Here is a 25772-nt window from a genome sequence, read left to right as displayed (position 1 = left end):
GCCCGCCTCAGAGGATTGCCCGAACGACCAGATTTCCGCCATGAAATCTATTGCCGCCGTTCGCCTTCATTTTGCTATGTTATTACATCTAAGAAGCAGAGGCGCAACCGGCGACCGGACACCCCATGCACCCTGATGACAATGGCTGTTTCCGACGACCGGTGTCGTGTATCGAACAGAAAATCGGGACCATCTGGCGAACATTCGGTAAGAGCGGAGGACCCAATGAGCCAGCATCCAAGCTTTCTCGTCATCATTTCGGATGAACACCGCAAAGACGCGATGGGCTGTGCGGGCCATCCGATTGTCAAAACACCGAACCTGGACGCGCTGGCCGCACGCGGCACCATGTTCGATGCCGCCTACACACCGTCGCCCATGTGCGTGCCCACGCGGGCGGCGTTGGCGACCGGCGACTGGGTTCACACGACGGGAAACTGGGACAGCGCGACGCCGTACAACGGAACTCCACGCAGCTGGATGCGACAGTTGCGGGACGCGGGGCGTGAAGTTGTGTCAATTGGCAAACTGCATTTCCGCTCGGTCGAGGACGATAACGGGTTCAGCCAAGAAATTCTTCCGATGCATGTGGTCGGCGGCATCGGCTGGGCGGTTGGGCTGCTTCGTGAAAATCCGCCCCACTACGACTCAGCCGCCGAGTTGGCCGGCGATGTCGGCGTGGGTGCCAGCACATACACCGACTACGACCTGGACATCACAGCGGCATCCGAGGCCTGGCTTGCTGACCCTGCGCGTCAGGACCAACCGTGGGCCGCGTTCGTTTCCCTGGTCAGTCCGCACTATCCGCTGACCTGCCCCGAGGAATGGTACGACCTTTATGATCCCGCCGAGATGGATTTGCCGGTTGGCTACGGCAAAGGGCTGCCCGATCACGAGGAGCTGCGCAACATCGCCTCGTTCTTCAATTACGATGACTATTTTGACGAACAGAAAATGCGCGAAGCGAAAGCCGCCTACTATGGTCTGACATCGCTGATGGATGATTGTGTCGGGCGTATTCTGAAGGCGCTTTCCGACAGTGGTCAGGCTGAGAATACAGTGGTGATCTATGTCTCGGACCACGGTGACATGATGGGCGATCAGGGGTTCTGGACCAAACAGGTCATGTACGAGGCCAGTGCAGGGGTTCCAATGATCATGGCCGGTCCGGGCATTCCAGCAGGTCGGCATGTTACCACATGTACGAACTTGACGGATATTGCGGCGACTGCCCGGGATGTCTGCGGTGTCGCGGACGATGAGGGCAATGCAACTCAGCCCGGTCTCTCTTTGTTAGACCTGGCCAATGCGCCGGATGATCCGAACCGGACCGGTTTTAGCGAATACCACGACGGCGGATCAAAAACCGGTAGTTTCATGGTGCGGTGGGGCAATTGGAAGTACGTCCACTATGTCGGCCACTCCCCGCAGTTGTTCGACCTGACCACCGATCCGCATGAACAAATCAATCGCGCTCTGGATCGGGTGAATGATCCAATTGTTCAGGCGGCGTTGATCGAAGGCGAACGGCGCCTGCGTGAAATTTGTGATCCAGAAGAGGTTAACGCCCGCGCCTTTGCCGATCAGCGCAAAAAGATCCAGGAACTGGGCGGAGAAGAGGCTTGCCGCACTGCTTTCGTTTTCAATCACACGCCCACGCCGTCCGAGCAGGACAAGCAGCGTGAAGGCTCGGCGCTCTAGCTTCGTTTTCCGCGCCTTTCTTAAGCGTTTTTCGATCATGGCACGCGGCAGATCGTTGCTATAACTGCCACCAAACTGCGCTCCAACTCCGGAATGGAGCGAGCCATGGCCTTGGCGGTCTTTACTGTTTGCGCGAAATCTAAGATCTCCGCTGCATCCCAAATTGGAATAACGCTTTGATCGCTGCCGCGACCGATTTGGTGCCCCGATGGCCGTCCAGAGGCGCAAGGCTTGACGCCCCGCCCCTCATCTTTGGTTCAAGGTATTCTCCGCGTGGAGCGCAAAGAACTTCTAGAACAGTTGCAAATCCTTCGCGCCGCTTTGGATTTCGGCAAGGTTCGGCATGTTCTGGATCACAACAGGTGCCGGTGCCGCGCCCGGCATCGCCACCGTGGGTTTCACCTTGGCCACTTTGTTAAAGGCTGGTCGCTCCAGCTCACCTCTGATATCGCGCAGCAGGGTTTTGTGATCCGGCATCGTTTTGAGTATCTGCGCAAGGTCGACTTTCGCGCCCTTCCACCACTGGAACCAAATGGGCCTCTTCAACGGCCGCAGACGGTCGCGGATGCCGGTTCCATAACCCGTATCATAGACCTGCTTGCCCAAAAGAACCGTCTGATAAACGCGGAAATTGAACAGCGTTGCGAACTCGATATCGTGTTCCATCGGCAGGCGGTGTTGCCACAACTCCAGGTTTTCGGCCAATCGATCCGGCAACTTCATCTCGGTGCGCGCGTCGATCCAGTATTGATCATCCGTGCGATTGCCCAGCCGATAATGCAGACAGATGAAGTCCAGAACCTCATCATAGAGCTTGTTCATTTGCCTATTGTATCTCGAACGCAGCGACGGCTCGATATCCCGCGTGGGTAGATGCTCGGCGAACCAGCGCACCGCATGATCAATCATATGGATCGCGGTGCTCTCCAACGGTTCAATGAACCCACCGGACAGACCGATCGCGACACAGTTCTTGACCCAGGCATTGCGGACACGCCCGATACGCATCGGGATCACGCGTGGCGTCAGACCCTTGCCGCTGTCGCCCAGCCATTCGAGATATTCATCTGCCGCCTGATCGTCCGTGCGATGCGCGGATGAGTATACATAACCCGTGCCCACACGGTTGTAGAGCGGCACCCGCCATGTCCAACCTGCGCCGAGCGCGGTAGACCGCGTGACGCTTTCGATCTTTTCCGGATCGGGATGCTCGATCTGCAACGCCATGGCGCGATCGTTCGGCAGATAATCCGAATAATCCATAAACGGCTCGCCCAACGCCTTATTGATGATCAACCCGCGAAATCCGGTGCAATCGATCACCATCTCGATGTCATGGCGGCCTTTGCGCTCGAGCATCAGATGGCTGACGTTGCCCTGCTCATCCAGTTCAACCGATTTCACCTCATCCTGGATATGCTCCACGCCACGCTTGGTGCAGACTTTAGTCAGCATGCCTGCGAACTTTACAGCATCCAGATGATAGGCATAGCCGAACCGTTGCTCAAACTCGGGCTGCCCCAACTGTCGCGCGCCTTTGCACATGCGGGCCAGATCATCATGCGGCGAGATGGATTGCGTATAGTCCCGATCTCCATTGCCAAAGCGCAGGAAATACTCGGCGGCTTCCAAGCCTTCCAACAATTGGCCGTGGGCAAACGGGTTCACATAGTCGATGCGATTACCTTTGGCATCCTTGTTCCAATTGCAAAACTTCACGCCCAGTTTGAACGACGCGTTAGTCTCGCGGAAAAAATCCCGCTCTGAAATGCCCGCCTGACGGAGCGTAACCGGCATGCGCGGCACTGTGGCCTCGCCGACACCCACAGTCGAGATATTGGGGCTTTCGATCAGGCAGATGCGCGGGCGATCCTTGGATGCTGAAGTGCGTGAAAACACCATGTCCAGAATCAGCGCGGTCATCCAACCCGCCGTTCCACCACCAACGATGGTGATTTTACTCAAACGATTGTTCATGTTTTTTCTGTCCCTGTTGGCTTTAGGGATTTTGTAGCTACCTGCCCTTTTTGTTTTTTGGGCTTATTCAGCAGCTTTCCCTTTCAGCTAGTAAGAGACTATAACAGCTTTCTTCCATCCAGCTAGGGTCTATGACGCAACGGCCGATTCAGCATCAAAACAGGGACGAATTCGAGACGGCGCTCAGATCTCCTCGCCTTTTTTTAGAAGTTCTTCTATCAGTTCACGCTGAAGATCATGGCTGTCGCCGCCGCCAAATTCCGCCGCGCCACTGGAATACAAAGTACCGTAAGTTCTGGCGATATTCACGGTCTGGGCCAGTCCCGAAATCAGCTGTTCCTTGTCCAGACGAGACAACGGGTGAATGAAGGCAGCCCACAAAGTGCCATTGGCGATTGCGTAACGCGCATCCAGCGTACTGTCGAAATTCGCCTGCATTACACGCCTCAGTTCCTCGGACGACAAATCATCGGCGCTGCTGATCGCCACCATCGCCCGCATCCTGTCAGCGTTCGTGTCTGTGACAACCAGCACCGTCACGTCCGATACCGTCAACTCGAACCCCGGCCCGAACGGCTGCGCCTCGGGGTCAAGCGCAAAGAGGATATTGCCGAGTCGTTCATATGTCATCGGGGGCTCGGGTTCCGTGGCCTCCTGGGCCGCCAGGCTTCCAGCAAGGAAAAACAGCAATAAGGCTAGTCGGATCATGGCATCGCTCCTGCAGGCTACAGTTTGACAATAGGAACCGACGGTGAACCTGACCAAACAAAGCTTGGTGAAGAGTATTTCCAGCCCGCCCACAGCTTTGAACGATCTGCAAGATACTTGGGGCTTGTTGCGATAGCCCGTTCGGAACCCTGCACCTAGCTTTGGTTCAGCGGCTGGCAGACCCGCCGGCCCGAACCTGCACAGGAAAGGAAAACACAATGAAATCTCTGGTTCTGACCACCCTGATCGCATCCCTGCCGCTTGTTGCCGCTCCGGCTTTTGCGGCGGATGAGATCAACGTATCAAACGGCATTTCCGCCGCTGGCGCACCACTGGCTGCGCATGGCGTCGACCTAGTGGCACTGGTTAATGACGGTAACCCCGTTGAGGGTTTTGCCACGCATTCCGCAACCTATGACGGCGCTTCGTATTACTTCACCACCGCTACCAATCGCGAAGCGTTTGAGGCCAATCCGGCGGCCTATCTGCCGCAGCATGGCGGGTTCTGTTCCTTTGGCGTGTCCGTGGGCAAGAAGTTCGACGGCGATCCGGATCAGTATCTGGTCGAAGATGGCAAACTGTACTTGTTCCTGAACGCGGAAACCCGTGCGGCGTTTCTCGAGGATGTAGCGGCGACATCACAGACAGCTGATGATAAGTGGTCGAAGATCAAAAACATCGCTGTTGGAGAGCTGTAGTCTGGTATGCCCCAGCAAAGGCTCGCGAAATCAAAGGTTCGCGGGCCTTACCTTTTCAACGATCTCAACAGCCTTGGCCAAGGCGGTCTCGATGCTCAGATCCGAAGTGTCCAGCAATACGGCGTCGTCTGCCGGTTTCATCGGCGCGGTGCTGCGTTCGGCATCGCGTGCATCGCGTTCACGGACATCCGACAATACCTGTTCACGCGTGACGTCACTGCCCTTGGCGGCCAGTTCAAGGTAACGGCGTTCTGCCCGAACCTCGGGGCTGGCTGTGACGAACAGTTTCACCTCGGCCTCGGGACAAATCACCGTACCGATATCGCGGCCATCCAATACTGCCCCACCTGTTCGGCGCGCGAAGGTCCGCTGGAATTCCACCAGAGCCGCCCGAACCTCGGCGATGACGGCAACCTTGGAAGCCGCCTGTGCGATTTCAGCTGTGCGCAGGCCGCCCTGCTCCAATTCCTCAGCCGTAAGTGCTTGCGCTGCCTCAACAGGCGCCATCCCCCGGAGGGTCCGACGGCCCACCGCGCGGTACAAAAGCCCGGTGTCCAAATGCGCGAACCCAAACTGAGATGCGATCCCTTTCGAGATCGTTCCCTTGCCCGCTGCAGCCGGACCATCAATCGCAACTGTAAATGGCGTGTCTGACATCAAACCGACCGATTGTTCCGAAGCAGTTTGGCACCCAATTTTGCCATTAGTGGTTCAAAGATCGGGAATGATGTTGCGATCGGGCCGGCATCATCGACAGTGACGCCCTTTTTAGCGCCCATCCCCAAAATCATGAAGGACATGGCAATGCGGTGGTCCAGAAAACTCTCGCAAGTTCCGCCACCGGGGACATTGCCGATGCCCAGCCCTTCTACCGTCCACCAATCGTCGCCTTCGTCCACGGTCACGCCATTGGCGCGCAGACCTCGGGCCATCGCATCAATCCGGTCGCTCTCCTTGACGCGCAGTTCTTTCACACCGCCCATCATCGTGGTGCCGGTGGCATTCGCTGCGATCACGGAAAGAACTGGGTATTCGTCGATCATCGAGGCCGCGCGTTCCGGCGGCACGTTGATGCCTTTCATATTTGGCGAGTACTTTGCTCGCAGATCGGCGACGGGCTCCCCGCCCTCTTCGCGCTCATTCTCATAGGTCAGGTCCGCACCCATCTCACGCAGCGTAGTAAACAGACCCGCGCGCGTGGGGTTCAGGCCAATGCCCGGCACCAGAACGTCCGAACCGGGCGTGATGAGCGCCGCGCAGACCGGAAAGGCAGCGCTGGACGGATCGCGCGGAACAGCGATGACCTGTGGCTTTAGTTCCGGGCGTCCAGTCAGCGTGATTACCCTGCCCTCATCAGTATCCTCAACCGTGATCTCTGCACCAAAGCCCGCCAGCATACGTTCGGAATGGTCACGGGTGGCTTCTTTCTCGATCACCACAGTTTTGCCGGGGGCATTCAGACCAGCCAGAAGCACAGCGGATTTCACCTGTGCCGAAGGTACGGGCACTTCGTAGTGAACCGGAACCGGTTCGGCCGCACCAACGATTGTCATCGGCAAACGCCCGCCGGAACGGCCTACCGATAGCGTTCCAAACAGCGCCAGCGGGTCGGTGACACGCGCCATTGGTCGTTTGTTCAGGCTGGCATCCCCGGTAAAGGTCGCCGTGATCGGACAGGTCGCCATAGCGCCCATGATCAGCCGAACGCCGGTGCCAGAGTTGCCACAATCAATCACCTGATCAGGCTCGGCAAAGCCGCCGACGCCTACACCATGTACGGTCCATTCTCCGCCGCCGTGGTCGGTGACTTCGGCCCCAAAGGCGCGCATGGCCTTAGCGGTGTCCAGAACATCCTCGCCCTCCAATAAGCCCGAGATCTTGGTTTCACCCACGGCCATCGCGCCCAGGATCAGCGACCGGTGCGAGATCGATTTGTCACCGGGCACCTCTGCCGTGCCGGTCAGCGGGCCGCAGGGATGCGAGGTCATCGGGATGGGCGTGCCGTGTCCGGACATGGGGGCTCCTGTTTTCGCTATCAGTGCTCAAGCCGATTAGCGAATTGGGGCCGGTTGGTCCAGCGGCAATCAGCCTTTGCGCCGGAAGGTCAGATAATGTGGCCTACGGCCTTCACGCAGAGCCTTCTGCTCGTAACGGGTGGAAATCCAGTCTTCCCACGGCTCTCGCCAGTCCGAGGGGCGCTCGGCCAGCCATTCGAACCCGGCGCGAGGAACCTCTTCCAGCGTCTGGCGAACGTAATCCGGAATATCGGTGGCCACGCGGAAAATCGAACCCGGTTTCAAAACCCGAGCCAGCGGTTCCAGATGCTCGGGCGTCACAAAGCGGCGACGGTGGTGCCGCGTCTTGGGCCATGGGTCGGGATACAGCAGGAATGCACGTGAGATGCTCGCCTCGGGCAACACGTCAAACAGATCACGCGCATCACCGGGATGTACGGCCAGATTTTCGACCCCAGCCTTGCGAATCTTACCCAAGAGCATGGCTACGCCGTTGATGTAGGGCTCTGCCCCTATAATTCCGATATTCGGGTTGCTCGCGGCCTGATGCACCAAATGTTCGCCACCGCCGAATCCGACCTCAAGCCAAACATCCTTGCCACCGAACAAGCCGTCAAGATCAAGCGGCTTGCGTTCGGAGTTGGTCTCCCAATCGACCGCACCCGGTGACAGGGCAGTCAAGTCTTCACTCAGATAAGTCTTTTGGCTGGGCTTCAGGGTTTTCCCCTTGAAGCGGCCATAGAAGTTTCTGCGGGGGCGCTGTGGTGTCTGGGTGCTCATGGCGGTGCCCATACTGCGCAGGTCGAAGTGTTGCAACCCCGATGCCTGAACGAAAAAGCGCGCCGGTTTCGGCGCGCTTCGATTAGTGTGGATCAGACCGCAGCTTTCAGAGTGTCGGCCAGATCGGTGCGTTCCCAGCTAAAGCCGCCATCCGTATCGGGTTCACGGCCGAAGTGGCCATATGCAGCGGTGCGCTGATAGATGGGCTTGTTCAACTGCAGGTGCTGCCGGATTCCGCGTGGGGTCAGGTCCATCACCTGACCGACGGCCTTTTCGATCTCGGCATCCGTAACCTGCCCTGTTCCATGCGTATCCGCATAAATGGACAAAGGCTTGGACACCCCGATCGCATAGCTCAGCTGGATTGTGCAGCGTTCCGCCATTCCTGCAGCAACGACGTTCTTGGCGAGGTAGCGCGCGGCGTAAGCGGCCGAGCGGTCAACCTTGGTCGGATCTTTGCCCGAGAAAGCGCCACCGCCATGCGGGGCTGCGCCACCGTATGTGTCAACAATGATCTTGCGACCTGTCAGACCAGCATCGCCGTCGGGACCACCGATAACGAACTTGCCCGTCGGATTGACGTGCCATTCAGTCTCGCTGGTCAGCCACCCTTCGGGCAGCGTTTCTGCAATGTATGGCTCGACGATGCCGCGAATGTCTTTCGAAGTCAGCGTTTCGTCCAGATGCTGCGTCGACAAAACAATCGAGCTGACGCCTACCGGTTGGCCATCACGATAGACAACCGAAAGCTGCGATTTCGCGTCCGGTCCCAGTGCGGGTTCAGCGCCGCTTTTACGCACCTCGGCCAGACGGCGCAGAATTGCGTGCGAATACTGGATCGGTGCGGGCATCAGAGCCGGTGTTTCCGTGGTGGCGTAACCGAACATGATGCCTTGGTCACCAGCACCTTCGTCCTTGTCTGCTGCTGCATCCACGCCCTGTGCGATATGCGCAGACTGTTCGTGCAGCAGGTTCGTCACCTCGACCGTTTCGTGGTGAAATTTGTCCTGCTCGTAGCCGATATCCTTGATACAGGCGCGCGCGATCTCGTCGATACGGCCCATATAGTCGTGCAGCTTTTCCTGATCAGACAGACCTACTTCTCCACCGATGACGACACGATCGGTCGTAGCAAAGGTTTCGCACGCCACGCGCGCTTCGGGTTCTTCGTTCAGAAATGCGTCAAGTACGGCATCGGAAATGCGGTCGCAAACCTTATCCGGATGCCCTTCGGAAACAGACTCCGAAGTAAATGTGTAGTTCTGTCGGGACATGAAAGTGCTCCATTGAGATTTCCCCATCACGCCAGGAAGCCGTTGTGACGGGCATGCGACGGAATACGCCCCTTGAAACAAAGGGTCAATGCGAAATTATCCCTGCTGCTTTCGTGCGTTGCGCCAAAACAGCGCAAAGAACACCATCAGCGCGACGAAGATCGGCATATCCCCTATGCGCGAATACACCGTCGGGACCAACGGCCGCGGCAGTTTTGCGTCGATGAACCCAGCCTGACCCAAAGGCAGAGCTTCGGTTATCCGGCCCAATGGGTCGATCATCGCCGAAACCCCTGTATTGGCCGACCGCATCATCGGCAGGCCTTGCTCAATTGCCCGCATCTGGGCCTGCGCCAAATGCTGATAGGGACCGGACCGCGTTCCAAACCAGGCGTCATTGGTGATCTGCAACAGGAAATCGGCCCGGTCAGGAGCCGACAGAACGTCCTGCGAGAATACGGCCTCATAGCAGATTAACGGCAGAGCTTTTCCCAGCTTTCCGGCATCCATCAGGGCCGCGCCGGGACCGGCGGAAAATCCGTTGCCGGTGGTTGCGGCCATTCCGTATATGCCGAACCGGGCCATAACTTCACCGAACGGGACATACTCCCCAAACGGCGCGAGGTGATGCTTGTCGTAAAGACCCTGCTGCTGACCATCCTCGTTCAGATAGATCATCGAATTGAATATGCGCGGACCATCTCCCCTCTGGATACCCAGAAAAACGGGCGTGCCCTGCGCTGCATCAGCGACCGCCGCCAAATACGGCTGCGCGCTGCCCAGCCACGCAGGTACCGAAGTTTCCGGCCAGACGATAAGATCGGGACGGGGATCGGACGCCGTGAACTCGACCTGACGGGCGAAGAACAGCGGGGCGAATTCGGGGTCCCATTTTTGGTGCTGAGGCGCGTTTGGCTGAATTAGGCGGATGATATGTTCGGTTTCATGGACATCCGGGCGCGTGGCTGCGTAACCGAGCGCCACACCGACAGCCCCGACCGTGAAGCACAACGGCAACACAAAGCCACCACGCCGCGATAGCGCGGCGCCCAATGGCAGTGTCGCCAGTAGCGTTACAGCGCCAAACCCGTACGGTCCGATCAGGGACAAGAGTTGGGCCACCGGCGTGTCCACCCAAACCTGAGCCAGCCCAGCCCAGGGGAACCCGGTCAGAACATAACCCCGGGCAAGCTCTAATAAAGAAATTGAGACGGCCAGAAAAACGGTCTGCGCCACCGCATTTCCGCCCGGGCGTCGGGCTGCCCAAAAAGCAAGCGCCCAGAACAACGCAAGGCCGCCTGCCATAAACGTCAGGGCAAATGGGGCCATCCACGCGTGCCGCTGTGCGTCGACAAAGAATGGCTCGACAATCCAGCTAAGTGCGTGCGCGAAGTACCCCGTCGCAAAGGCCCAACCCAGCCAAGCCGCCTGCTTCCGCGTCTCGGTTGTCAGAAATAGCGGAGACAGCAGGATCAGAGCGACCACGGTCGCTGGCCACATACCAAATGGAGCCAACCCGAACGCCGCCACCGCGCCCAGCGCAGCAGCAAGTATGAACCTCAGCCAAAATGGCCAGCCCTTTGCAGGGTTCATTCAACGCGATCCGGCAACATGACGCGCAGACGCTTGATCCGACGAGGATCGGCATCGATTACTTCGAACTCCGGGCCTTCGGGGTGCAGCACGACCTCGCCTCGGGCAGGAACGCGACCGGACAGCATGAAGACCAGGCCGCCCAGCGTATCGATTTCTTCCTCGTCCACATCTTCGTGGCTGGTCAGAGAGCGCCCGATCTCGGCCTCGAACTCTTCAAGCGGAACGCGCGCCTGCACAGTATAGCAGCCGGGTTTTTCCTGAATCCAAAGCTGATCCTCGTCCGCATCGTGTTCATCGGCAATTTCACCGACCACCTGTTCAATGAGATCCTCGATCGTCACCAATCCATCGACGCCGCCATATTCATCGATCACGAGCGCCATGTGGCGACGCTCGGTCTGCATCTTGGTCAGCAGAACGCCGATTGGCATCGACGGCGGTACGAACAGCAGGGTGCGCAGCATCGACACAAGATCGAACTCCGAAGATGTGCCGTTGAAGCCATGGGTCAGCGCAAAGTCCTTGAGGTGGACAAAGCCCAAAGGCGTATCCAGCGTCCCCTCGTAGACCGGGATTCGGGACAGCCCGCTCTCGCGGAAAAGCTGAGCCAGTTCGTCCTTGCTGATGGTGGAAGGAACGGACACGATTTCTGCCGTTGGAATGGCGACGTCCTCGACCCGCATCCGCCGCAGGTTGATCATACCCCGGGGCTGAACCTTGTCGACCTCATGTCCATTGGCCGCGCCAACCTCTTCATCGCTCTGCGATGAGAGCGCGTCCACTATTCGAGAAAAGAAACCAGCTTTCTCGCCAAATTCTTCACCGCTGTTCTTCGGTTGCGCGCCCTGCGCCGCCATAGAACTGCCGTCTGTATCGCCCATAATCCTGTTCCAAATAATCGGCCACTGAGGGCCCTATGACATACAATATGGGTCATCGATACCCATTTTGCCAAGTATCTCGACCTCGACCCCCTCCATCAAAGTGGCGTCGGGGTTACGAATGTGATCATAACCCAGCAAGTGCAACGTTCCGTGAATGATCAGGTGCGTGACGTGATCGTCCATGGATTTACCGGCCTCGGACGCTTCGCGCGCGCAGGTATCGAAGGAAATCGCAATGTCGCCCAGCGCAATCTCGCCGGTAAAATCAGGGTTTGGCTTTACCGGTGACTGACCAGCAACTTCGGCCGCCAGTTCCTCGGCTGGCCAGCTGAGCACGTTCGTTGGGGTAGGCTTGTCACGGAACTCGGAGTTCAGTTCCGCGATCCGAGCGTCATCGCAGCCAAGCAAACTGATCTCACATAGATCATCATCCAGACCAGAATAGTCCAATACGGCCTGAATCGCGCGCGTGGCCAACGGCTCCAGCCGCTGCCACCGCGCATCTTCTATCGTAACTTCAAGGTTCATCTCAACATGCCCAAAACCGCGCTGCGGGGACCTGGATGACTATGCTGTCTCGCGGCCCGCGTCGGCCTCATACGCCTCGATAATGGCAGCCACAAGCGGGTGACGAACAACATCTTTGGACGTGAAGTAGTTGAAGCTGATATTCGGGATCGTTTTCAACAACCGTTCCGCGTCAGTAAGCCCGGATTGAACGCCGCGCGGCAGGTCGACCTGCGACCGGTCGCCGGTAATCACCATACGGCTGCCTTCGCCCAGACGCGTCAGAAACATCTTCATCTGCATGGTTGTGGCGTTTTGCGCCTCGTCCAGAACCACAAAGGCATTCGCCAGAGTACGCCCACGCATGAAGGCCAGCGGTGCGATTTCGATTCGCTTTTCTTCAATCAGCTTCGCCAGTTGTTTGCCGGGCAGAAAGTCGTTCAGCGCGTCATAAAGCGGCTGCATATAGGGATCGACCTTGTCCTTCATGTCGCCGGGCAGATAGCCCAACTTTTCCCCCGCCTCGACGGCGGGTCGGCTGAGGATGATCCGGTCTACATGGCCACCGATAAACATGGACACGCCGACAGCGACGGCAAGGTAAGTTTTGCCGGTACCGGCGGGACCGATCCCAAAGGCCAGTTCATTCTGGAACAGGGACTGGACATACGCCTTTTGCGCATCTGTGCGCGGCTCGACCAGTTTTTTGCGGGTCTTGATTTCGACCGTGCCACCTTTGAACATCTCAAGCTGGTCACCGTCGCGACTGCCGGTGCCCGTTTCCGAGCCACCCATCCGCAACTCACGGTCCACATCAGCCGCTTCGACGTCACGCCCGCCTTCCAGACGGGTGTAAAGCGCCTGCAAGACCTCAATGGCCTGTTTCTGGGCGTCTTCGTCGCCCATGACAGCCAGCTGATTCCCGCGGCGCACAATCTGAACAGAGAGCTTCTGCTCGATTTCCGTCAGGTTGCGGTCATATTCGCCGCAAAGGTCTATTAACAATCGGTTGTCTGGAAACTCAACAAACGCTTCGCGCTGAGGCATTTCATCTTGCGGTGGGGTAAGGGCACCGATGGCCAATCCGCTCTCCTGTCTTGGCGTGTCACCCTGAGCGTAGACGCGAAATCTTAGTGGGCGCAAGCCACAGTTTCATTTTTTCCTCGGCGGATGGCAAAACCGCCCACAAGACAGGCCACAATCCCTTGAGGAAGCGCCGCCATTCCAAGGCAGATGTCAGAATCTGTAGTTAAGTCCCAGCTTCAGACCACGGTATCGCGGTGTCGACTTGGTGGACGTACCATTGGAGAATTCGACGTCTTCCGAGCTGAATTGTACATATTCGTACTCACCGGTAATCGACCAGTTTTCGTTGAGATTATGCTCGGCCCCAATGCTTGCGGAAAACCCGCTGCGCCGGCCGCTATCTTCTAAAAACTGAGTATTTCCACCGGTTGTCTGGCTGCTTTTGGTCGAAATGTCTCCGTTCACGTAACCGGCTGAAACATAGTACAAAACTTTGCCGCTTTTGTTGGTCAATCCATTGCGAAGCCGTACTGAGAAAACGTCTGAAATCTCGGAGCTGCCGGTAACGGTCTCTCCGTTGATTTGATTGGTGACTTCATCGCCGATCGAACCGAACTCATACCCAAGTTCAAACCCGTAAACATAGTCGCGCCCGCCCTTTGCGGGCAGAACGCCGCGCCAACCGCCGCGAAAGCCACCATATGAACCGCTAAGGTCCAGTTCGCCAACTTCCGACGTGCTGCCGGATGAATTCAGGCCGAACCTTTCGTCACCGCCAATAGCGTATCCGCCTGTCACACCAAGATAAAAGGCGTTGACGTCCGCACCGATCCGCTTGGGACTGACTATGGGCGGGTCAGAGACCCCCTGATCCAGATTGCCTGCTACAGTCGAACCGGAAAAAACCATAAAGGTGATCGCGGTCGACAGGGCAATATCGACAAACAGTTCACTGGAACGCTTCACAATCTTCACTCGTACCCTCCATCGCCCGACCTGTTGATCCGGTCGGCACAGAAATGGGCTTTCAAAGACCTAAAACCCTAGGCCCCTAAAAATCCTGATTTTTCTCGGAACATAGTTCCAAGTGATAAATCAAGGGTAAATTTGGAATTAACAAATCAATATGGTTTCCAAACGGCGCATAAAGGCCGCGTTAAACCAACTCTCCCGCAAGCGAGTTTGCACCTGACCCTGTGATCCGAACATCCAGGAGTTCGCCCACCGCGAGATCGGCGGCAGACACGTGAACTGAATGAAGATACTCGGATTTTCCGACCATCTGCCCTGGCTGACGGCCTGTCTTTTCGAACAGAACTTTGACGTTCCGACCAACCATCGCATCCTGAATTTCGCGCTGGTGACGCGTGATCAGGGCCTGAAGCCGCTGCAGGCGGTCATCCGCCGCCTCAGGATCAACCTGAGACCTTTCGGCCGCCGGGGTGCCGGGCCGCGTCGAGTACTTGAACGAATAGGCGTAGCCGTATTTGACCTCTTCCACCAAATCCATGGTGGCCTGGAAATCCTCTTCCGTCTCCTCGGGGAACCCGACGATAAAGTCTCCGGACATCACGATATCCGGGCGCGCGGCACGAATGCGCTCGATCAGGCGCAGATAGCTTTCGGCGGTGTGGCTGCGGTTCATCCGCTTGAGAATACGATCCGAACCCGACTGAACTGGCAGGTGCAGATAGGGCATCAGCTTTTCACACGTCCCGTGCGCCTCGATCAGATCATCGGCCATGTCATTGGGGTGCGAGGTGGTGAACCTGATGCGCTCCAGCCCGTCGACCTTGTTCAACTCCCAGATCAGACCGGCCAGTGTCATGTCACCGTTCGGGCCTGCGCCGTGATAAGCGTTGACGTTCTGCCCCAGCAGCGTGATTTCACGCACACCGCGTTCGACCAGATCATTCGCCTCGCGCAGGATACGATCAGCGGGTCGGCTGACCTCGGCCCCGCGCGTGTAGGGCACCACGCAGAACGCACAGAACTTGTCGCAGCCTTCCTGCACGGTCAGAAACGCAGTCGGTCCACGCTTGGCCTTGGGACGGCCTTTGAGTTTCTCGAACTTGTCCTCTTCCGGGAAATCGGTGTCCAGCGCTTTGGCACCGGTGCGGGTCTTCGCCTCCATCTCGGGCAGGCGGTGATAACTTTGTGGGCCAACAACCAAGTCCACCATCGGCTGACGGCGCATGATCTCTTCGCCCTCGGCCTGCGCGACGCAGCCGGCAACGCCGATCTTGAGGTCCGGCTTTTCGCTTTTCAGGCCCTTGAAACGGCCCAACTCGGAATAGATTTTTTCGGCCGCTTTTTCCCGAATATGGCAGGTGTTCAGCAGAATCATATCCGCGTCATCGGGGCTTTTTGTCTCCACATACCCCTGTCCGCCCAGCGTTTCCGCCATACGCTCGCTGTCGTAGACGTTCATCTGGCAACCATAGGTCTTGATGTACAGCTTTTTGGGTTCTGACATGACAACGGCCTTTGCATTTGCGGGACCGGCGTCCTCTATACCCTACGAACGCCGCTTGCAATGGCGACGCGATTACCCGATTTTGGTCCGAAACTCCAGCAAGGCAGTACCGGACAGGCAATGCGATATGAATCCTTCGACAGTTTCCTGAAAACAGGCAACGCGGCTTTGGCCAAAGGCCCCGTTGCGCTGATCTTTGTCGAGGATGACGTCGAGATCGACAGCACCATCCGCCACCACCTGAAGCTGGGGTTCAAATCCCTGATCGTTTTCATGCCGCAAGAATTTGGGATGGACCCCGAGCTTGTGGATCGGGTTCATCGCGTCACCCTGACCTGCGCGCCCAGGACTGTCGTGTTCGACACCATCAACCGGATCATCCAGGCAGCCCCCGGTCTTTGGGTGTATTATTGCTACAACGCCGAGTACCTGTTTTTTCCCTTCTGCGAGTCACGCTCCGTTGGCGAAATGCTGGCCTTCCATACCGAAGAACGTCGGGACTCGATGCTGAGCCACGTCATCGATCTGTATGCTGATGATCTGAGCGAATTCCCCAACGGTGTCTCGCCAGATCGTGCGATGTTGGATCGCACCGGTTATTTTGCACAGGCGCGGCTTGATTCGCAGAAAAACCCGAGGGAACGACAACTGGATATGTCCGGAGGGCTACGCTGGCGATTCGAGGAACACGTTCCCCTGCAAAGCCGCCGGATTGATCGTATCTCGCTCTTCAAATCCCAAAAGGGTTTGACGCTCCGGCCGGATCACACGTTCAATGAGGCGGAATACAACACGTATTCCTGCCCTTGGCATCATAACCTTTCGGCCGCGATCTGTTCGTTCCGGGCGGCCAAAGCGCTGAAAACCAATGCCGGGTCAACATTCGATATCCCGACCTTTCGCTGGCGCAATTCAATCCCGTTCGAATGGTCGTCGAACCAGTTGCTTGATCTGGGATTAATCGAAACGGGTCAGTGGTTCTGACCCGCCCATTTTTGCGGTTCCGCGCCTTTCTTCAACGCCGCAGCAACACCGGAAACCAATCCTCGCGCAGGCGTTGACCGGGTTCCATGTCATGCCCGGGAAACGGCGGTGACGTACGCCCGGGGCGTTCAACATAACGCGCATCGTCGCCGACCAAACGCAACGAGAATGCGCGGCGACGGCTGGCTGATTGATTGCCTCGCGCGCCGTGCAAAGTTCGATAGTTGAAGGCGACCGCGTCACCCGGTTCCATCTCGAACTCCACGACCTTCATCCCCTCGGCGTCGGGGTCCGGAACTGGAATGTACTGACCCTCGTCCGCAAAGAACCCCTCTTCCGAGACCCAGCGCGTCGGCAGGACTTCTTTCTCCCACCGGTGCGACCCCGCCACACAGCGCAACGTGGCCTGCTTTACAGGGTCGAGCGGCGACCAGAAGCTGATCGTCTGCTGCCCTTCCACGAAATAATATGGGCCATCCTGATGCCACGGCGTCGCCATCGAGGTGCCGGGCTCTTTGACCAAAACGTGGTCGTGGAACATCTGCACCGTGTCGGACTGCATCAAGTCCGCCGCAACTTCAGCGGCAGGTGAATTTTGAATCACCGTCTGAAATTGTTCGATCCGGGACCAGTTGCAATAGTCGTCGAAGAACCGGCCTGTTTCGCCCTCTTTCTTGTTCTCCGACGCGTAAGGTCCCGGCTCGGCCATGTTCGCCGCAACCCCCTCGCGCAGGGTTTCTACGTGACCGGTAAACAGTCCTTTGATCAGGACCACGCCATCCTTTTGATAGGTGTCGATCATCTCGTGTGTAACCAGAGGGTGCGTCATGTTTGTCTCCGTGCCGGTGGTGCGCCGATCTGCGCATGGATGACCCCTCTGTTCAAATAATATCTTTCTAAGTTAGATTTAACTTCATGTTATATATTTCACTTCGTCAGTACGAATATGTCTGCGCAATCGGCCGCTTCGGCAGCTTGTCCGCCGCCGCGCAACAGCTGAACGTATCGCAACCGGCATTGTCCACTGCCCTGACACGCGTCGAATCGCATATTGGCTATCCGCTTTTCACGCGAAAACGCGGGGCGTCCATGGCGCTGACGCCTCAGGGCCGCAGTTTCATTGAGGACGCCGAGACTTTGCTGGCTGGCGCGGCCCGGCTGGAAAAAGCGGATCAAATCCATGCAACCAAGGCGCAGCTGCGGCTTGGTTGCTTCGTCGATCTGGCCCCGTTTTTTCTTGCAAGCGCCGTGCGTAAGTTGCGCACTGCGCTTCCTGATTTGGCCTTAACCTACAAGGTGGATGGGTTCGAAGGTCTGATCTCTGGTCTAATTGACGGGCAGATCGACCTGGCGCTGACTTATGGGCTGAGTATGGATGCAGCGTTTCAGCAAACCACCCTGTTCACCAGTCTGCCCAACGCTATCATGGCCCCCCACCACCCTTTGGCGGGCGCGTCGTCTGTATCGTTGGATGAACTGGCCACCCACCCCCTGATTCTGTCGAACGAGGGGCTTTCGGCGCAGCATGTATTGGGCCTTTTCCGACAGATCGGGTTGAGGCCTTCGGTGGCACATCGCGCGGCCTCGCTGGAAATCCAACGCAGCCTGGCCGCTCATCAGGAGGGTATTGCCATCAGCTACGCCAACCCACCGTCTACCTACAGCTATGATGGAATGCCTCTGGTCAGTCTTCCGGTATCGGATCGGATTGCGGCGGAACCCGTGGTATTAGCGCGTCATGGAACCGGCCCTGCAGACCCGAACACGGCGGTCGCAGAACGCATTCTGACCGAGCTTTTGGGTTGAGTTACTTTTTTCGCAGACGGATCACAACGTCGACAGACGCAATCTCGACGCCTTCGGGCGCTTCTGGCAGCCGTTGAATCACCAATTGATCCGACGGCGCGTCGCTCAGCCGGCTTTCGTCTTCCCAGTAGAAATGGGGGTGATCGTGGGTGTTGGTGTCGAAGTAACTCTTCGAGCCATCAACGGTGATTTCCTGCAGAACACCGGCATCGCAAAACGCGCGCAGCGTATTGTACACCGTCGCCAATGAAACTGCGTCACCGTTCTTTTTAGCCGCTTCGAACAGACTTTCGGCCGTGACATGGCGGTGGCGCCCATCGCCGACCAGAAGTTCGGCCAATGCAACACGTTGGCGCGTGGGGCGCAGCCCGGCGTCAACCAACCAATCCGTGGCTATGTTCTGGCTCTGAGGTGTCATCGGTCCGAAACCCAATTGTTGCTGAACTATATATAAGTGCTGTGTTCGGGTAATTTCAAATGAAATTCATTCGCAAAGAATGTCGTCTGCACAACAGGATGTGGCGCGGTGCTCTTGCAGGACCTTGCATACGGGTGCTAGACGAGGCCAGATATAACGAACGGACCCCTGGCAGGAGAGGCGGCAGAATGGCCCAATTCCCGAGCAGCTTTGACAAGGACGATCTGCTGAAATGCGCCCGTGGCGAATTATTCGGCCCCGGTAATGCGCAATTGCCTGCTCCGCCGATGCTGATGATGGACCGGATCACCGACATCTCGGCCGATGGTGGCGCGCATGGAAAAGGCCATGTTCTGGCCGAATTCGACATCACGCCGGACCTTTGGTTCTTTGACTGCCATTTCCCCGGCAACCCGATCATGCCCGGCTGTCTGGGGCTGGATGGTCTGTGGCAGCTGACCGGTTTCAACCTTGGCTGGCGCGGCTGGCAGGGGCGCGGCATGGCCGTTGGTGTGGGTGAGGTCAAACTGACCGGCATGGTGCGTCCGGACCGCAAGATGCTGACCTATAAAATCGATTTCAAGAAGGCGATCCAGACCCGCCGCCTGACCATGGGTGTGGCGGATGGTATCGTCGAAGCGGACGGCGAAATGATTTACGACGTCAAAGACATGAAAGTCGTTCTGTCTGAAGCCTGAGCCTGACAGGCCCGAAATAAGGAGCACGCACATGCGTCGAGTAGTTGTCACCGGTTTGGGGGTTGTCTCCTCCATCGGGAACAATGCTGAAGAAGTTCTGGCCTCACTCAAGGCCGGAAAGTCCGGCATCGAGGCCAATGAACAGATGGTCGAACACGGCTTTCGCAGCCAAATCGCCGGATCGCTGAAAATCGATGTGGCGGAGCATGTGGACAAGCGGACCCTGCGCTTTATGGGCCCCGGTGCCGCTTATGCGCATATCGCCATGAACCAGGCGATTGCCGACGCGGGTCTGACAGAAGATCAGGTCGTGAACCCCCGCACCGGTTTGGTTGCCGGTTCCGGCGGTCCATCGACCAGCGCGATGCTGACCGCGCACCAGACCGTTCTGAAAACCGGCGCGACCAAACGCATCGGCCCCTTCGCTGTGCCGAAATGCATGTGCTCAACAATCTCGGCCAACCTTGCGACCGCGTTCAAGATCAAGGGAATCAACTACTCGATCACGTCGGCCTGCTCGACCTCGCTGCACTGCATCGGCAACGCCGCCGAACAGATCATGCTGGGCAAGCAGGACGTCATGTTCGCAGGCGGCGGGGAAGAGTTGGACTGGACGCTGTCTTGCCTGTTCGACGCGATGGGCGCGATGTCGTCCAAGTACAATGACACTCCGGAAAAGGCATCCCGCGCATTCGACCAGAATCGCGATGGGTTCGTCATCTCGGGCGGCGGCGGGATCGTCGTTCTTGAGGATCTGGAACACGCTCTGGCCCGCGGCGCAAAAATTTACGCCGAAGTGACCGGCTATGCGGCCACCTCGGATGGCCACGACATGGTCGCACCGTCCGGCGAAGGCGGCGAGCGCGCGATGCGTCTGGCCCTTTCAACCGTGCCCGATGGCCGCAAGGTCGGCTACATCAACGCCCACGGCACCTCGACCCCGGTCGGTGACGTTGGCGAGGTCGAAGCCGTCCGTCGCATCTTTGGTGAAGGCAACGTGCCCCCGATTTCATCGACCAAGTCGATGACCGGCCACGCACAGGGCGCGGCAGGTGCGCTGGAAGCGATTTTCTGCCTGCTGATGTTGCACCATGACTTCATTACACCGTCGATTAACGTCGACACTCTTGCCGAAGGCATCCAGCCCGGTGAAATTGCAACGCAAGTTGTTGAAAACGCAGGATTGGACAGTGTCATGACCAATAGCTTCGGCTTTGGCGGCACAAACGGGTCCATGGTTCTGTCGAAGTATAACGGGTGAGTATGATGTCGGATCTTCTTAAGGGCAAACGCGGCCTGATCATGGGCGTGGCGAACGACCGTTCCATTGCTTGGGGTATCGCCAAAGCCATGCACGAGGCCGGTGCCGAGCTGGCATTCACCTATCAGGGCGAAGCGTTCGGCAAACGGCTTGAGCCGCTGGCACAAAGCCTGGGCAGTGATTTCATGGTGGACGCGGACGTCACGGATGACGAGTCGCTGGACCGTGCGTTCGAAGAGCTTGGTGCGCGCTGGCCCACAATTGACTTCGTGGTCCACGCCATCGCCTATTCGGACAAGTCCGAACTGACAGGTCGGTTCCTGAACACCACGCGAGCCAACTTCAAGCATTCGCTGGACGTGTCGGCCTATTCCTTCATCGAGGTCGCACGCCGCGCCTACCCGCTGATGCAAGAGAATGGTGGCACGCTGCTGACCCTGACGTATCAGGGGTCGAACAAGGTTGTCCCGAACTACAACGTGATGGGTGTGGCCAAGGCCGCGCTGGAATCGGCGACGCGTTATCTGGCCAACGATCTTGGCCCCGAAGGCATCCGCGTCAACGCGATCTCGCCCGGCCCGATGAAGACGCTGGCAGGTGCGGCGATCGGCGGTGCGCGCAAGACCTACAAGTTCTGCGATCAGAACGCGCCCATGCGTTCGAACGCGTCGCTTGAGGCCGTTGGCGGCACCGCAGTTTACCTAACGTCAGATGCGGGCGCGTGCACGTCGGGTGAGATCATCCGCGTCGATGGCGGCTTCCACGTTTTGGGCATGCCGCAGCCCGATCACATGTGACCCGATCTTTCCCTGCCGGTGCCAAGATTTGACCATCTTTCACGGGCAGGGATATCGGCATGAGCAAAGCCGATCACATTCTAGCAAGCAACACGCGCAGCGCCCGGTCGCAACGCAGGTCTGGTTTTCTGGGCTTGCGTGGACGCATCGCGCTGTTGGCACTAACCACTCTACTGATGCTGTTCGTGTTCTTCACGCAACCGCATGTACGTGCGACCGTAGAATCCTGGATCAGCCTCATCACGGGCTGATCCGGTGCCGTCGGCATTCGGTTAATTCACCGAGACAACCTCAATGTCAAAAATCAGGTCCTGACCGGCCAGAGGGTGATTTGCATCCAGCGTTACGGTCGCTTCGTCGGAATCGACGACCGTCACTGGCACGGCCTGCCCGTCTGGCGTCTGCATTTGCAATTGGGTGCCCGGATCCAGCGGAATGTCATCCGGAATACCCTCGCGCGGGATTTGCTGACGCGCCGCGGGATTGATCGGGCCATAGGCATCAACGCAGGCAATCTCGACCCGTTTCTTGTCACCCACGTTCAGGCCCGGGATCGCCGCATCCAAACCGGGGATGATCTGGCCAGAACCTACGACAAATTCCAGCGGATCACGTCCTTCGGAACTGTCGAAGACGTTCCCATCCAGCAACGTTCCTGTGTAGTGGATGCGAACCGTGTCGCCTTGTTTGATTTCGGTCATTTTGGCCTCCGGCCGTTAAAAAGTTGAGCGGCCAAGCCTAGGGTGTCACACGACATTGTAAACCCTGACCTCTTTTATGGCTTCTGTTGTTATGCAAACCTGCCCCGAATGGATGGGAGGGGACCAAATGCCGATCACGACCTGCGTTTTTGATGCCTATGGAACTTTGTTCGACGTGGCGGCTGCCGCGCGACAGGCAGCTGCGGAACCGGGTTTTGAAGCCCTTCGGCAGAAATGGCCCGAATTGGCCAACCACTGGCGTCTTAAACAGTTGCAATACACCTGGCTGCGCGCGGTTACGGACGCTCATGCGGATTTCTGGGACGTCACCCAAGATGGACTTGATTGGGCGCTTGAGGCCACGGGGCTGGAAGGAGACGCAGCGCTGCGGCAGCGGCTTCTTGATCTTTATTGGGAATTGCAGGCCTATGCTGAAGTTCCGGAAATGCTGCGCGCATTGAAAGCAAGCGGGCTGCAAACGGCAATTCTGTCGAACGGATCCCCTCCGATGTTGGACGGCGCTGTCCAATCGGCGGGCATAGGCGATCTTCTGGACGATGTTCTGTCTGTCGAAAGCGTCGGCATCTTCAAACCGGATTCGCGTGTCTACGACCTTGTGCAGGAAAGATTCGGCTGTGCCCGCGACCAAGTCCTGTTCGTCAGCTCGAATGGCTGGGATGCCGCCGGGGCCAGCGGGTATGGCTTTGTTACGGCCTGGGTAAATCGCGCAGGGGAACCGATGGACCGCTTGCCATGGACGCCTGCACATGTACTGTCCGACCTGACGAGCATTCCTCAACTGGCTGGACTCTAATGGCTTTTTTTACAACGTCTGACGACAGACGTATCTATTTCGAGGACACCGGAGCCGGGAAGCCGGTGCTGTGTCTTGCGGGTTTGACCCGTAACAGCAGGGACTTTTCGTTTCTCGCGCCACATCTGATCGATATGCGGATGATCGCGATGGATTACCGAGGGCGCGGGCAATCGGATCATGACCCCGACTACATGAACTACAACGTCAATCGCGAATCGCATGACGCGATCGAGTTGTTGGACCACCTTGGTCTGGACCGCGTGAACGTCATCGGCACATCACGCGGCGGACTGATCGCCATGGCGCTGGCGGCAAGCCACCCTGACCGGTTGTCGAGCGTGGTTCTGAACGATGTCGGCCCCGTCTTGGACCCGTCGGGCATCATCAAGATCATGGAATATGTCGGCAAACCGCCCGTATCCGGAACTTACGACCAAGCGGCACAGGCGCTGCAGCATGTCATGGAACCCCACTTCCCCGGCGTTCCACTGGAACGTTGGCGACAGCAGGCCGAGATTCAGTTTGAAGAGACCTCGGACGGCCTTGCGCTGCGCTATGATCCCGCGTTGCGCACCGCGCTGCTGGAGCAGGCCACCGCCGGAGGTACTCCGGACCTGTGGATGTTCTTTGAAGCGCTGCAAGGCATCCCGACCGGGGTCGTTCGTGGGGCAAACTCGGATGTGCTCGGCAAAGACACGCTGACAGAGATGCACAACCGCCATCCCGGCCTTATCTCAGCAGAAATTCCGGATCGCGGCCACGCCCCGTTTCTGGACGAGCCGCAGTCGCTTGAACTTATTCACAAGGTACTGAACGCCACATGAGCACACTTGAAATGATCGAGGCCGCCGCAGGGCGGCTCAGAGGACATGTTCGGGAAACGCCAATTCTGAGCTCACCCTTCTTGGATGAAATCGCGGGCCGACGCGTACTGGTGAAACCCGAGTGCCTGCAACACACTGGCAGCTTCAAGTTCCGTGGTGCGTGGTCGGCTATTTCAGCTTTGGGCAATGAGGACCGTCAGCGTGGCGTGATCGCCTATTCCTCGGGCAATCACGCGCAGGGCGTGGCGTATGCGGCAGCTCAGCACGGGATTTCGTCGGTGATCGTGATGCCATCCGATGCACCGCAGTTGAAGATCAACAACACACGCGCGCTGGGTGCCGAAGTTGTCCTTTATGACCGCGCGAACGAAAGCCGCGAGGAAATCGGCGAAGCACTGGCATCCGAGCGCGGGCTGACATTGATACGGCCGTACGATGAACCTCAGGTCATCGCAGGTCAGGGCACTGTCGGACTGGAGCTTGCGCGGCAGGCGGCGGAAATGGACGTCAACGAAGCCGATGTACTAGTGTGTTGTGGCGGCGGCGGGCTGACATCCGGCATCGCACTGGCACTGGAAGGTCACGCGCCGGGTCTGCGGGCCCGCCCTTGCGAGCCAAAGGGATTTGATGACGTCAAACGATCCCTCGCCACTGGTTGTATTCAAAGCAACAATGCCACCGCCGGCAATATCTGCGATGCGATCCTGACGCCGCAGCCGGGCCAGATCACTTTTCCGATCCTGAACCGGCTCTGCGGTCCGGGCCTGTCGGTCACCGAGGACGAGGCCATGCGCGCCATGGCACAGGCCTTTTTGCGCCTAAAGATCGTACTGGAGCCGGGTGGCGCGGTGTCGCTTGCATCGGCGCTTTATAGGGCGGACGAAATCGAAAGCGACGCGGTGATCGTGGTGGCTTCGGGGGGCAACGCTGACCCCGAAGTCTTTGCAAAAGCGCTGGGTTTCCTGACCTGACAAGTCAATCGAACTGGGGCAACCTGACCACAATGCATATGACGACAGGGGATTGAGTCATGCAGATCGCAGACCTTGGAGAGGTGCAAATCCACTATCGGATCGACGGCGATCCGGAAGGCGCGCCGATTGTGTTTGCCAATTCTTTGGGAACCGACCTTCGACTATGGGACGATTTGCTGCCGCACCTTCCAGAAGGGCTGCGCATCATACGTTACGACAAGCGGGGGCATGGTTTGTCGTCGCAACCTCCTGCCCCCTATTCGATGGGCGCGCTGGTCAAGGACGCCGAGAGCTTGCTGGATCATCTTGAGGTCCGCGATTGCGTGTTCGTCGGACTTTCGATCGGCGGGCTGATTGCGCAAGGGTTGGCGGTCAAGCGTCTGGATCAGGTGCGCGGCCTCGTGCTGTCCAACACGGCAGCCAAGATCGGTATTCCCTCGATCTGGCAGGACCGGATGGATGCGGTGCGTAAAGGTGGGATCGAGGCTTTGGCCGACGCGACCATGGAACGCTGGTTCTCCAAAACATTCCGCACCTCGCCAGAGCACCTGTTGTGGCGCAACATGATGGTTCGTCAACCTGTCGACGGGTATCTGGGCTGCTGTGCGGCGATCTCGGGCACGGATTTCTACACGCCGACCAGCGGTTTGCGCCTGCCCACTATGGGTATCGCCGGCAGCGAGGACGGCTCGACTCCGCCAGATCTGGTACGGGAGACCGTTGAACTTATCCCCGGAGCCCGCTTCGAACTGATGCGACGCGCAGGACACTTGCCTTGTGTCGAACAACCGGCAGAGTATGCGGCATTGCTGCAGAGTTTTCTGACCGACATCGGCCACATTTGAAGGAG

27 protein-coding genes and 1 riboswitch are annotated in these 25772 nt (G+C 58.0%); of the genes, 12 read left to right on the top strand and 15 right to left on the bottom strand.

Features of this window, described 5'->3' with window-relative positions:
* Positions 1-225: 225 nt before the first annotated feature.
* On the top strand, positions 226-1701 hold the full coding sequence (locus MHN28_RS03130; protein WP_239335838.1) for a sulfatase-like hydrolase/transferase: 1476 nt from the start codon (positions 226-228) through the stop codon (positions 1699-1701).
* Positions 1702-1992: 291 nt separating this feature from the next.
* Here the strand turns inward: MHN28_RS03130 and MHN28_RS03125 are convergent, their stop codons facing one another.
* Positions 1993-3678: a tryptophan halogenase family protein gene (locus tag MHN28_RS03125; RefSeq protein ID WP_239335837.1), complete on the bottom strand. Its 1686-nt coding sequence runs from the start codon at positions 3676-3678 to the stop codon at positions 1993-1995.
* A 183-nt stretch (positions 3679-3861) separates the two neighbouring features.
* Complete coding sequence (locus MHN28_RS03120) at positions 3862-4386, bottom strand: hypothetical protein (RefSeq protein WP_239335835.1); 525 nt, start codon at positions 4384-4386, stop codon at positions 3862-3864.
* A gap of 218 nt (positions 4387-4604) precedes the next feature.
* On the opposite strand from MHN28_RS03120, the gene MHN28_RS03115 reads away from it, so the two are divergent.
* Entirely contained in the window at positions 4605-5084 is a 480-nt protein-coding gene (locus MHN28_RS03115; protein WP_239335833.1) for a YHS domain-containing (seleno)protein, read from the top strand.
* A gap of 30 nt (positions 5085-5114) precedes the next feature.
* On the opposite strand, the gene cmk is transcribed toward MHN28_RS03115, so the two are convergent.
* The 10 genes from cmk to miaB all read right to left on the bottom strand — a co-directional run bounded on the left by cmk (position 5115) and on the right by miaB (position 15642).
* The gene (cmk, locus tag MHN28_RS03110; protein WP_239335831.1) at positions 5115-5741 is read right to left on the bottom strand and encodes a (d)CMP kinase; all 627 of its coding nucleotides are present in this window, start codon (positions 5739-5741) and stop codon (positions 5115-5117) included.
* Positions 5741-7099, bottom strand: coding sequence for a 3-phosphoshikimate 1-carboxyvinyltransferase (aroA, locus tag MHN28_RS03105; protein ID WP_239335828.1), 1359 nt, complete (start codon positions 7097-7099; stop codon positions 5741-5743). The genes cmk and aroA overlap by 1 nt, the downstream gene beginning before the upstream one ends.
* Positions 7100-7168: 69 nt before the next feature.
* Positions 7169-7879: a tRNA (guanosine(46)-N(7))-methyltransferase TrmB gene (locus MHN28_RS03100; RefSeq protein WP_239335827.1), complete on the bottom strand. Its 711-nt coding sequence runs from the start codon at positions 7877-7879 to the stop codon at positions 7169-7171.
* Between the two features lie 92 nt (positions 7880-7971).
* The gene (gene metK / locus MHN28_RS03095) at positions 7972-9153 is read right to left on the bottom strand and encodes a methionine adenosyltransferase (protein WP_239335826.1); all 1182 of its coding nucleotides are present in this window, start codon (positions 9151-9153) and stop codon (positions 7972-7974) included.
* A 5-nt stretch (positions 9154-9158) separates the two neighbouring features.
* Positions 9159-9207: riboswitch (SAM-SAH riboswitch) on the bottom strand.
* A gap of 42 nt (positions 9208-9249) precedes the next feature.
* On the bottom strand, positions 9250-10746 hold the full coding sequence (gene lnt, locus MHN28_RS03090) for an apolipoprotein N-acyltransferase (RefSeq protein ID WP_239335825.1): 1497 nt from the start codon (positions 10744-10746) through the stop codon (positions 9250-9252).
* Positions 10743-11630 (bottom strand): hemolysin family protein, encoded by an 888-nt coding sequence (locus MHN28_RS03085; protein ID WP_239335824.1) that lies wholly within the window; start codon positions 11628-11630, stop codon positions 10743-10745. The genes lnt and MHN28_RS03085 overlap by 4 nt, the downstream gene beginning before the upstream one ends.
* 33 nt (positions 11631-11663) lie before the next feature.
* Positions 11664-12161, bottom strand: a complete 498-nt coding sequence (ybeY, locus tag MHN28_RS03080) for an rRNA maturation RNase YbeY (RefSeq protein ID WP_239335823.1) — start codon at positions 12159-12161, stop codon at positions 11664-11666.
* A gap of 39 nt (positions 12162-12200) precedes the next feature.
* Positions 12201-13223, bottom strand: a complete 1023-nt coding sequence (locus MHN28_RS03075) for a PhoH family protein (protein ID WP_239335815.1) — start codon at positions 13221-13223, stop codon at positions 12201-12203.
* A 153-nt stretch (positions 13224-13376) separates the two neighbouring features.
* A complete protein-coding gene (locus MHN28_RS03070) occupies positions 13377-14141 on the bottom strand; it encodes an outer membrane beta-barrel protein (RefSeq protein ID WP_239335814.1) in 765 nt (254 codons plus the stop codon).
* A 181-nt stretch (positions 14142-14322) separates the two neighbouring features.
* Entirely contained in the window at positions 14323-15642 is a 1320-nt protein-coding gene (gene miaB / locus MHN28_RS03065) for a tRNA (N6-isopentenyl adenosine(37)-C2)-methylthiotransferase MiaB (protein ID WP_239335813.1), read from the bottom strand.
* Positions 15643-15762: 120 nt separating this feature from the next.
* On the opposite strand from miaB, the gene MHN28_RS03060 reads away from it, so the two are divergent.
* A complete protein-coding gene (locus MHN28_RS03060; RefSeq protein WP_239335812.1) occupies positions 15763-16626 on the top strand; it encodes a glycosyltransferase family 2 protein in 864 nt (287 codons plus the stop codon).
* A gap of 31 nt (positions 16627-16657) precedes the next feature.
* Here the strand turns inward: MHN28_RS03060 and MHN28_RS03055 are convergent, their stop codons facing one another.
* Positions 16658-17455, bottom strand: coding sequence for a phytanoyl-CoA dioxygenase family protein (locus MHN28_RS03055; RefSeq protein WP_239335811.1), 798 nt, complete (start codon positions 17453-17455; stop codon positions 16658-16660).
* An 86-nt stretch (positions 17456-17541) separates the two neighbouring features.
* Between MHN28_RS03055 and MHN28_RS03050 the strand changes: the two genes are divergently transcribed.
* On the top strand, positions 17542-18432 hold the full coding sequence (locus MHN28_RS03050; protein WP_239335810.1) for a LysR family transcriptional regulator: 891 nt from the start codon (positions 17542-17544) through the stop codon (positions 18430-18432).
* A 1-nt stretch (position 18433) separates the two neighbouring features.
* Here MHN28_RS03050 and irrA read toward each other — a convergent pair whose 3' ends face one another.
* Positions 18434-18850 carry an iron response transcriptional regulator IrrA gene (gene irrA / locus MHN28_RS03045; RefSeq protein WP_239335809.1) on the bottom strand — a complete coding sequence of 139 codons (417 nt, stop codon included), beginning with the start codon at positions 18848-18850 and terminating at the stop codon, positions 18434-18436.
* A gap of 188 nt (positions 18851-19038) precedes the next feature.
* On the opposite strand from irrA, the gene fabA reads away from it, so the two are divergent.
* From fabA to MHN28_RS03025, 4 genes are read left to right on the top strand one after another with little or no spacing between them, the layout of a single operon-like run.
* Positions 19039-19548 (top strand): bifunctional 3-hydroxydecanoyl-ACP dehydratase/trans-2-decenoyl-ACP isomerase, encoded by a 510-nt coding sequence (gene fabA / locus MHN28_RS03040; protein ID WP_170326986.1) that lies wholly within the window; start codon positions 19039-19041, stop codon positions 19546-19548.
* Positions 19549-19579: 31 nt separating this feature from the next.
* Positions 19580-20809 (top strand): beta-ketoacyl-ACP synthase I, encoded by a 1230-nt coding sequence (fabB, locus tag MHN28_RS03035; protein WP_239335808.1) that lies wholly within the window; start codon positions 19580-19582, stop codon positions 20807-20809.
* 5 nt (positions 20810-20814) lie between these two features.
* Entirely contained in the window at positions 20815-21606 is a 792-nt protein-coding gene (locus MHN28_RS03030; RefSeq protein WP_239335799.1) for an enoyl-ACP reductase, read from the top strand.
* Between the two features lie 59 nt (positions 21607-21665).
* Positions 21666-21857: a hypothetical protein gene (locus MHN28_RS03025; RefSeq protein ID WP_239335797.1), complete on the top strand. Its 192-nt coding sequence runs from the start codon at positions 21666-21668 to the stop codon at positions 21855-21857.
* A gap of 21 nt (positions 21858-21878) precedes the next feature.
* Here the strand turns inward: MHN28_RS03025 and MHN28_RS03020 are convergent, their stop codons facing one another.
* Entirely contained in the window at positions 21879-22307 is a 429-nt protein-coding gene (locus MHN28_RS03020; protein ID WP_239335795.1) for a peptidylprolyl isomerase, read from the bottom strand.
* 127 nt (positions 22308-22434) lie between these two features.
* On the opposite strand from MHN28_RS03020, the gene MHN28_RS03015 reads away from it, so the two are divergent.
* Genes MHN28_RS03015 through pcaD form a run of 4 tightly spaced genes read left to right on the top strand, consistent with a single transcriptional unit; the run spans position 22435 to position 25767 of the window.
* Positions 22435-23121, top strand: coding sequence for a haloacid dehalogenase type II (locus MHN28_RS03015; protein WP_239335793.1), 687 nt, complete (start codon positions 22435-22437; stop codon positions 23119-23121).
* Entirely contained in the window at positions 23121-23948 is an 828-nt protein-coding gene (locus tag MHN28_RS03010; RefSeq protein ID WP_239335791.1) for an alpha/beta fold hydrolase, read from the top strand. Before MHN28_RS03015 ends, MHN28_RS03010 begins: the two co-directional genes overlap by 1 nt.
* A complete protein-coding gene (locus MHN28_RS03005) occupies positions 23945-24919 on the top strand; it encodes a threonine/serine dehydratase (RefSeq protein ID WP_239335789.1) in 975 nt (324 codons plus the stop codon). The genes MHN28_RS03010 and MHN28_RS03005 overlap by 4 nt, the downstream gene beginning before the upstream one ends.
* A 59-nt stretch (positions 24920-24978) precedes the next feature.
* Complete coding sequence (gene pcaD, locus MHN28_RS03000) at positions 24979-25767, top strand: 3-oxoadipate enol-lactonase (protein WP_239335787.1); 789 nt, start codon at positions 24979-24981, stop codon at positions 25765-25767.
* Positions 25768-25772: the final 5 nt, after the last annotated feature.

The sequence above is a fragment of the Ruegeria sp. Ofav3-42 genome (assembly GCF_022347725.1).
Taxonomy (GTDB): domain Bacteria; phylum Pseudomonadota; class Alphaproteobacteria; order Rhodobacterales; family Rhodobacteraceae; genus Ruegeria.
This window is presented reverse-complemented; position numbering and strand designations above follow the sequence as displayed.

What these genes read in the sequence shown, in the direction of transcription:
- MHN28_RS03130 (WP_239335838.1), top strand. Translation starts at nt 226, where the DNA reads ATGAGCCAGCATCCAAGCTTTCTCGTCATCATTTCGGATGAACACCGC.
- MHN28_RS03125 (WP_239335837.1), bottom strand. Translation starts at nt 3,678, where the DNA reads ATGAACAATCGTTTGAGTAAAATCACCATCGTTGGTGGTGGAACGGCG.
- MHN28_RS03120 (WP_239335835.1), bottom strand. Translation starts at nt 4,386, where the DNA reads ATGATCCGACTAGCCTTATTGCTGTTTTTCCTTGCTGGAAGCCTGGCG.
- MHN28_RS03115 (WP_239335833.1), top strand. Translation starts at nt 4,605, where the DNA reads ATGAAATCTCTGGTTCTGACCACCCTGATCGCATCCCTGCCGCTTGTT.
- cmk (WP_239335831.1), bottom strand. Translation starts at nt 5,741, where the DNA reads ATGTCAGACACGCCATTTACAGTTGCGATTGATGGTCCGGCTGCAGCG.
- aroA (WP_239335828.1), bottom strand. Translation starts at nt 7,099, where the DNA reads ATGTCCGGACACGGCACGCCCATCCCGATGACCTCGCATCCCTGCGGC.
- MHN28_RS03100 (WP_239335827.1), bottom strand. Translation starts at nt 7,879, where the DNA reads ATGAGCACCCAGACACCACAGCGCCCCCGCAGAAACTTCTATGGCCGC.
- metK (WP_239335826.1), bottom strand. Translation starts at nt 9,153, where the DNA reads ATGTCCCGACAGAACTACACATTTACTTCGGAGTCTGTTTCCGAAGGG.
- lnt (WP_239335825.1), bottom strand. Translation starts at nt 10,746, where the DNA reads ATGAACCCTGCAAAGGGCTGGCCATTTTGGCTGAGGTTCATACTTGCT.
- MHN28_RS03085 (WP_239335824.1), bottom strand. Translation starts at nt 11,630, where the DNA reads ATGGGCGATACAGACGGCAGTTCTATGGCGGCGCAGGGCGCGCAACCG.
- ybeY (WP_239335823.1), bottom strand. Translation starts at nt 12,161, where the DNA reads ATGAACCTTGAAGTTACGATAGAAGATGCGCGGTGGCAGCGGCTGGAG.
- miaB (WP_239335813.1), bottom strand. Translation starts at nt 15,642, where the DNA reads ATGTCAGAACCCAAAAAGCTGTACATCAAGACCTATGGTTGCCAGATG.
- MHN28_RS03060 (WP_239335812.1), top strand. Translation starts at nt 15,763, where the DNA reads ATGCGATATGAATCCTTCGACAGTTTCCTGAAAACAGGCAACGCGGCT.
- MHN28_RS03055 (WP_239335811.1), bottom strand. Translation starts at nt 17,455, where the DNA reads ATGACGCACCCTCTGGTTACACACGAGATGATCGACACCTATCAAAAG.
- MHN28_RS03050 (WP_239335810.1), top strand. Translation starts at nt 17,542, where the DNA reads ATGTTATATATTTCACTTCGTCAGTACGAATATGTCTGCGCAATCGGC.
- irrA (WP_239335809.1), bottom strand. Translation starts at nt 18,850, where the DNA reads ATGACACCTCAGAGCCAGAACATAGCCACGGATTGGTTGGTTGACGCC.
- fabA (WP_170326986.1), top strand. Translation starts at nt 19,039, where the DNA reads ATGGCCCAATTCCCGAGCAGCTTTGACAAGGACGATCTGCTGAAATGC.
- fabB (WP_239335808.1), top strand. Translation starts at nt 19,580, where the DNA reads ATGCGTCGAGTAGTTGTCACCGGTTTGGGGGTTGTCTCCTCCATCGGG.
- MHN28_RS03030 (WP_239335799.1), top strand. Translation starts at nt 20,815, where the DNA reads ATGTCGGATCTTCTTAAGGGCAAACGCGGCCTGATCATGGGCGTGGCG.
- MHN28_RS03025 (WP_239335797.1), top strand. Translation starts at nt 21,666, where the DNA reads ATGAGCAAAGCCGATCACATTCTAGCAAGCAACACGCGCAGCGCCCGG.
- MHN28_RS03020 (WP_239335795.1), bottom strand. Translation starts at nt 22,307, where the DNA reads ATGACCGAAATCAAACAAGGCGACACGGTTCGCATCCACTACACAGGA.
- MHN28_RS03015 (WP_239335793.1), top strand. Translation starts at nt 22,435, where the DNA reads ATGCCGATCACGACCTGCGTTTTTGATGCCTATGGAACTTTGTTCGAC.
- MHN28_RS03010 (WP_239335791.1), top strand. Translation starts at nt 23,121, where the DNA reads ATGGCTTTTTTTACAACGTCTGACGACAGACGTATCTATTTCGAGGAC.
- MHN28_RS03005 (WP_239335789.1), top strand. Translation starts at nt 23,945, where the DNA reads ATGAGCACACTTGAAATGATCGAGGCCGCCGCAGGGCGGCTCAGAGGA.
- pcaD (WP_239335787.1), top strand. Translation starts at nt 24,979, where the DNA reads ATGCAGATCGCAGACCTTGGAGAGGTGCAAATCCACTATCGGATCGAC.